This window comes from Nonomuraea sp. NPDC049784, from assembly GCF_040659615.1.
Classification (GTDB): Bacteria; Actinomycetota; Actinomycetes; order Streptosporangiales; family Streptosporangiaceae; genus Nonomuraea.
This window is the reverse complement of the sequence record NZ_JBFAMX010000819.1, coordinates 1-3,703: the sequence shown is the minus strand read 5'-3', so window position 1 is coordinate 3,703 and position 3,703 is coordinate 1. Positions and strand designations below refer to the sequence as shown.

The window sequence follows — 3,703 nt, the reverse complement described above, 5'->3', positions numbered from 1 at the left end:
GCCGCCGCACGGCGATCACGCCAAGGATGTACGCGATCACGGTCGCGACCAGCACCATCCACAGGTACGCCCCCAGCACCGGCAGCATCCGGCCGCCGTCAGGCGTGGCCGTGGCCGTGAAGGCGTCCCACGGGATGTCCCAGGGCCGCGCGAACGGGATCAGCACCACAGCCGCCCCCGTCATCCCCCAGGCGATGAGCCCGAGCGGGTCCACGTCGTCCCCAAAGCTATCGTTCATCAGGAAATATCCGGCGGAGCACGCCCCGGCCAGCAACCCCAGCACCAGGCCCAGCGCGTCCAGCCGTACCTCCTGCCAGACCTCGACGACAATCCCGAGGCCCACGACCGCGATGACCGCCCCGACGTACGCGGCCCGCGCGAGCCGTACCTTCCGTACGAGCCGCACCCACGCCACCACCATCACCGGCGCCATGTACACCAGCAGCAACGCGATCCCCACCGGCAACCGCGTGATCGCGACGAAGTACAGCGACTGCACCCCGGCCACCGCCATGGCCGCGTACAGCCCGAAGAACGGCAACCTGGAGCGGGAGATCCGCAACGCCCGCGGCCTGATCAGGGCCAGCACGGCCACCAGCAACAGCCCCGCCCCCGCCATCCGCGCCCACACGGCCTCGATCGGCGTCAGCCCGGCGGTGATGAGGTATTTGGCCATCGGCCCCGAAAACGCGAAACACCACGAGGACACGAACGCGAGCGCGAGCCCCGCATACCTCATTTCACACCACCTGCACCGTAATTACCGTCTAGCAGGTTTGACACTGACATGTGCGGCATCCCGGGTGCAATGAAATAACGGCACTCCGCTCGGGTCCTTGCGATCAGGCGGATCACCGCCAGGGTCGCAAGCCCAGAACAAGGCTGGCGAGCGGGGGTAGCCTTCCCAAGCGACCGGGCCGGGGACCACACCGCTGTGTTGACCTTCCCCTTGGGTGAAGCAGCAGCATCGTCTGCACCGGCCACGGTGGCCGGGACGAGGAGGAGTGGTGCGGCTGCTGACGATCGGGGCATTCGCCCGCGCCGCGCGGCTGTCGCCGAAGGCGTTGCGGCTGTATGACGAACTCGGGTTGCTGCGGCCGGCCGCGGTGGACGGCGAGTCCGGGTACCGGTTCTACGATCCGACGCAACTGGAGCGGGCCCGGTTGATCGCCTGGTTGCGGCGGCTGGGTATGCCGTTGGCGCGTATCCGGCGGGTGTGCGACCTCCCGGCGCCCGCAGCGGCCGAAGAGATCGCCGGCTACTGGGAACAGGTGCTGGCCGAAACCGCCGCCCGCGGGCAGTTGGCCACTTTCCTCGTCGACTATCTGTCGGGAAGAGGAAGCACCGTGGAAGAGACGGCGACCTTACTCGGGATCCGTTACGCCGCCCGGTCAGAGTCGGGACTGGGGCGCACGAGCAATGAGGACACCGCGTACGCCGGCCCCCGGTTGCTGGCGGTGGCCGACGGGGTCCGTGGCTCGGGCGGGGACCTCGCGAGCGCGGCGGCCATCGACGCGCTCAAACCGCTGGAGACCATGGCCGCGTCGGCTGATGATCTGCTCGGCACCCTCGCCGACGCGGTCGGTGAAGCCGACCGGGCCATCGGGGAAATCGCCGCGTCAACACCGTCGGGTGAGGCGGTGACCACGCTCACCGCACTGCTGTGGTCGGGTTCCCGGCTGGCGCTGGTGCACATCGGCGACACCCGGGCGTACCTCGTACGTGACGGTGAGCTGTTCCAGATAACCCATGACGACACTTACGTGCAGGCGCTGGTCGACGAGGGCCGGCTGACCGCGGAGGAAGCGGCCTCGCATCCGCAACGCTCGCTGCTCGCACAAGCGCTGACCGGTACAGGCGGGGTCGAGCCGGAACTGTCGCTGCACGGGGCGGTGGCCGGTGACCGGTACCTGCTGTGCTCCGACGGATTGTCCGCCGTCGTACCGGCCGAATCGCTGAGCGAGGTACTGACCGGGCCGGGCGCCCCCCAGCAAGTACTCGACGAACTGGTCGCGCGGGCGTACGCCGCAGGCGCCCCCGACAACATCTCCTGCGTCGTCGCCGACGTGGTGAGCCTGGAGACACCGGCCGCAGCCGATTCCGGCGGCACCGGACAGTGATCACGTCAACAGCCCGGTCGCTCGGCGCCTACACGGTTGACCGCCGCCCGCTGGCCATCGCCGCCTACCGGCGGCTGTGGGTGGCATCGGGGGTCTGCGCGGTGGGCGGCTCGTTCAGCGTGGTCGCTGTACCGACGCAGCTGTTCACGGTGACCGGCTCCTCTGCGGCCGTGGGCGCCGCGGGGGCGGTGTCGTTCATCGCGCTGGTCGTGGCGGCGCTACTGTCCGGCGCCCTCGCCGACCTCATGGACAGGCGAAGAGTGTTGCTGGCGGCCCACTGCGGCCTCGCGTTCACGTACGCGGCCTTGTGGACCCACGCGGTGCTGGGCGGGCGCTCCGTTCCCGTCTTGATGATGTTGGTCGCCTGCCAGGGGCTGACCTTCGGGGCGATCATGACCACGATGGGCGCAGTGGTGCCGCGGCTTGTCCCGATCGAGCTCCTCCCGGCAGCGAACAGCCTCAGCTCTCTGACCCGCTACGCCGGGTCGATCCTGGGACCGGTACTGGCCGGTGCGTTGATCCCGGTTGCCGGGCTCGGCGCGCTGTACCTGTTCGACGCCGTCGCACTGCTGGCCGTCGTGTGGGCCGTCGTCAAGCTGCCACCGTTGCCGCCCCACCCTCGCCCGGCCGGACCGTCGAACGATCCGGCCGCCAAGCGTCGCCCCACGATCGGCCAGGTACTGGCCAGTTTCCGGTACTTGGCGGCCAGCCGGCTACTGGTGGCGGTGCTCGCGGTGGACCTCACGGCGATGGTCTTCAGCATGCCGACAGCCCTGTTCCCGGAACTCGCCCAACACACCTACGGCGGACGTGCGGGAGGCGGCCTGGAGTTGGGATTGCTCTATGCCGCCTATCCGGCCGGGGTCGTCATGGCCGGCCTGTTGTCGGGCACGTTCACCCGCGCCCGTCGCCACGGTGTGCTCATGGCGGCGGCCGCCGCCTCGTGGGGCATCACCGTCGTGGTTCTCGGACTGGCCGCGCAGCTGTGGATCGCACTGGTAACGCTCGTCCTCGGCGGCGCCGTCAACTTCGTGCTGAGCACCTTCCGCAACGCCATCACCCAGGCACACACCCACGACGCCATGCGCGGCCGGATCCAGGGATCGCTCACCGTCGTCCTCTTCGGGGGTCCGCACATCGCGAACCTTCTGCACGGGGCCGCCACATCGATCCTCGATCCCCGAACAGTGATCTGCACTGGTGGGCTGCTCACCACGGTGACCGTGGCGGCAATCACATGGGCAGCGCCAGAGCTGCGGACCTACACCGCCAGGCACCACGTACGGGAGCGCAAATGATGATTTGAAGATCGAGCGGACTCCACATGGCCGGTCGGGCGTCCAGCGCGTGATCTGTGCCTTCTCGACAATGCCGGGCTGCGGGAGCCACCGGCGCATTTAATTTCAAATGATACCGTTTCGAATGAAACTGGTTGCTGATAATATGGGTTCATGACCGCCGACGTTCCTCACAGAACCACCGCCTCGCGTGCTACCGACCGCCCCGGGGATGCCTCGCCTTTCGCCCTCGGCTTGCTGCTGCGCCGGGCGCACTGGCGCGTGGCCGCGGTGACGTCGGAGGCG

The 3,703-nt window shown here is 68.9% G+C and carries 3 protein-coding genes; 2 read left to right on the top strand and 1 reads right to left on the bottom strand.

The genetic code is table 11. From position 1 onward, the window contains the following. The coding region (locus tag AB0J09_RS59125; RefSeq protein ID WP_360712208.1) for an EamA family transporter at positions 1–739 on the bottom strand (739 nt) is incomplete at its 3' end. Between the two features lie 268 nt (positions 740–1,007). On the opposite strand from AB0J09_RS59125, the gene AB0J09_RS59120 reads away from it, so the two are divergent. Beyond that, the gene (locus AB0J09_RS59120; RefSeq protein ID WP_360712206.1) at positions 1,008–2,120 is read left to right on the top strand and encodes a MerR family transcriptional regulator; all 1,113 of its coding nucleotides are present in this window, start codon (positions 1,008–1,010) and stop codon (positions 2,118–2,120) included. Next, a complete protein-coding gene (locus tag AB0J09_RS59115) occupies positions 2,117–3,418 on the top strand; it encodes an MFS transporter (protein WP_360712203.1) in 1,302 nt (433 codons plus the stop codon). The genes AB0J09_RS59120 and AB0J09_RS59115 overlap by 4 nt, the downstream gene beginning before the upstream one ends. The last annotated feature ends 285 nt before the right edge of the window (positions 3,419–3,703 follow it).